Below are 2,725 nucleotides of genomic sequence, written 5' to 3' on the forward strand. Positions count from 1 at the left end.
CTGATGGGCGGCGCTGGCAATGACGTACTGCGCGGCGACGCCAGCGAGGCCGATGTCGCAGGCCAATTCCATGGCAACGACACACTGGACGGCGGCGCAGGCGACGACACCCTGATCGGTGACGGCGGTGCAGACACCCTAATGGGCGGCGATGGCAATGACACTCTGTATGGCGATGGCTTTGGCAGCAATGGCACAACAAGCGATGTGGCCAGCCAATGGGACGGCATTGACGTGCTCATGGGCGGCGCCGGAGATGACGTGTTGTATGGCGGCGGTGGCGATGACATGCTGGATGGCGGCTCGGGCACCAACTGGCTCAAGGGCGGCAAGGTCAACGACACCTACATCTTGCATGCAAGCGACACCCTAACCCAGCGCGACCCCAACACCGGCGTGGTCACCCTGCGCACCACCATCGACGACACTGAAGGCAAGAACACGATCCAGATCGACGCACAGGCCGACGATGCCCGCGTGACTGGCGTAGCCGATGGTGCGGGTTTTGGTGTGCAATGGGCAGGCGGCACAGCCGGTGTATATATCAAAGGCTACGACAGCGCGCAAAACATCGAAGTGCAGTTCAGCGACGGCAGCCACACCAGCCTGGTGCAATTGGCCGGCAAGACGTGGGACCAAGTGGTCAATGCCACCACCTACACGGCTCACGCCACCATGGTCGGCGGCAAGCAAGATGACCAGTTGGGCGCCACGGGCGATGGCAGCCTATTCAACGGTGGCCTCGGCAATGACCGCCTCAGCCTGGACGGCAAGGGCCAGACCGTGCAATACAGCCATGGCGATGGGGTGGACACGCTCTTCGGCTCGGGCCAAGCGGCGGTCGTCAAGCTGCAAGGCGACTTCAAGGCGGCTGACCTGCGCCTTGAGGTGGACGCCCAGGGGCAAATCTCCATCCGTCTGGGGGACGGGGATGAAGACCGCATGCAGCTGGGCATCTCGGCAGACGCCGTCAAGCAATCCACATTAATTGACCGCTTTACCTTCGACGATGGTACTTCAGTCCCTTATGCGGAATTGCTGGCGCGTGGGGTCAGGATCGCGGGCACGGAAGGCAGCACCGGCAGTGCGGACGAAATTTACGGCACGGACAACGATGATGTGATCAGCGCCCCAGCGGGCAACCACCTGCTGCTGGGCGGGGCCGCAGATTACCCCATTTGTGGGATACCCGCCAGACGATTTGTGTGCTACCTTGACGCCCGCCCGCAGCGGGGCGGTCACACCCAATTCCAAACTATGCCAACACGGAGAACCCCAGGATTGCGCCAATCGATACTTCGCAACTAAACACGATTGCTATTAATTACATAGCTGATATTTCATATCCCACGAGGGCTACAGCCAGGTTTCGTTAAAAATGTCCTGTAAACGACTTTGCAAGCCCCTTCTATACAAAAGGGGTACTTAAAGCTCCCAAAACCAATTTCAACCAGAGGTTGATGGGCCTAGCTCAACCATGCTGAAACCAAATCACTACCGATCTTCTTTTGCACTCCCTGCTCCACGGGTGGGTGTGCAGACCTGTGTGCCAGTCAAACGGGCCGAGTCCGTCGAGGTCACGGGACTTTCACATCAAACTCAAGGAACACGTCATGCGTGACTACTGGCTAACCCAGGAAATTCTTCGGGCTTCAGGCTTCGGCTTCCTCGCCTTGGCGTTGCTGGGCATTGGCCTAGCGCTGTGGTTGCCCAAAACGCGCACGGGCAAAACCTGGGCTTTTACCGTGGTAGCAACGTTGATTGCCATTCCCATGAGCCAAGTGGTACGGGGTGTGGTGGAGGCCAAGGAGTTTGAGGCGAGAAGTGACAAAGCCAGGGCCATGTGGCAAGAGCGATGCAAAACAGCAGGGGAAAAAATTTACAAGACGGTGGAAAACGTGGAGGGCATTTACCTGATGAAGATACGCACCTCGTCCAATCACAGTAACCAGTTTGAACTCGATGATCCTTATGGGCACGACTCAACGGGTGATATGTACTTGCTGAATTTCCTCAGAGGGTTCTATCACCAACGCACTGAAGCTTTAGTGCCGGGTTCTCCACCCCGCGTCGGCTATTCCTATGTTGAAGCCGAAGACGCCAAGGATGGGCAGCGGTACCGGTATACCGGCCGCCTTGAAGAACCATGGCAGACCAACAAAGCCTACAGCCAGGGCTACAATCGCTTTGTTCTCGATAGAGCACTCGCAACCGGTCCAGTGGCACGCTACGGCATCGCCTATGACGGCATATCTACCCACGAAGAACGCGAGTATTGGCTAGCAGGCAGCTCACTCAAAGTAATCGATTTTCAAACCAATGAAGTGATAGCTGAACGCATTGGTTACATGGTGGATTTGGCGCAGGGAAGCAGAGCCGGACAACGGTCACCTTGGCTGTTTGCTGCAAATAGCGCTTGCCCCGGATTTCAGTGGAATCCAAATTTTCCAATTACGGCTAGCAACGGCGGCGGCTCTAGTCAGCAGCCCGGACAAACAATTACTTTTGTCGAAAAAGTACTCAAACCTTCCAAGTAAATAAGGCAGCTAGAAATGGTCGGCAACAACCTGGAGGTGGACATCAAAGGTACCAGTGACAAGTTCACGCTGACCAACTGGTACCTGGGCAACCAGTACCACGTGGAGCAGTTCAAGACCAGTGATGGCAAGGTGCTATTGGACAGCCAAGTGCAGGCCTTGGTGCAAGCCATGGCGGCGTTCTCGCC

Annotated in this window: 3 protein-coding genes; all 3 read left to right on the plus strand. The window is 56.8% G+C overall.

What is annotated here, in order from left to right; translation table 11 throughout:
- A partial coding sequence (locus H7225_RS08325) for a calcium-binding protein (RefSeq protein WP_290660716.1) occupies positions 1 to 1,308 on the plus strand: 1,308 nt, incomplete at its 5' end.
- A 305-nt stretch (positions 1,309 to 1,613) separates the two neighbouring features.
- A complete protein-coding gene (locus H7225_RS08330) occupies positions 1,614 to 2,537 on the plus strand; it encodes a hypothetical protein (protein ID WP_290660718.1) in 924 nt (307 codons plus the stop codon).
- A gap of 15 nt (positions 2,538 to 2,552) precedes the next feature.
- Positions 2,553 to 2,725 (plus strand): calcium-binding protein (locus H7225_RS18325; protein ID WP_366481309.1); only part of this gene is annotated, 173 nt, incomplete at its 3' end.

The sequence above is a fragment of the Aquabacterium sp. genome (assembly GCF_014378415.1).
In the GTDB taxonomy this organism is placed as follows: Bacteria; Pseudomonadota; Gammaproteobacteria; order Burkholderiales; family Burkholderiaceae_C; genus Aquabacterium.

Bases quoted from the DNA above. Each gene is read 5' to 3' on its own strand.
- H7225_RS08330 (WP_290660718.1), top strand. From the start codon at position 1,614: ATGCGTGACTACTGGCTAACCCAGGAAATTCTTCGGGCTTCAGGCTTC.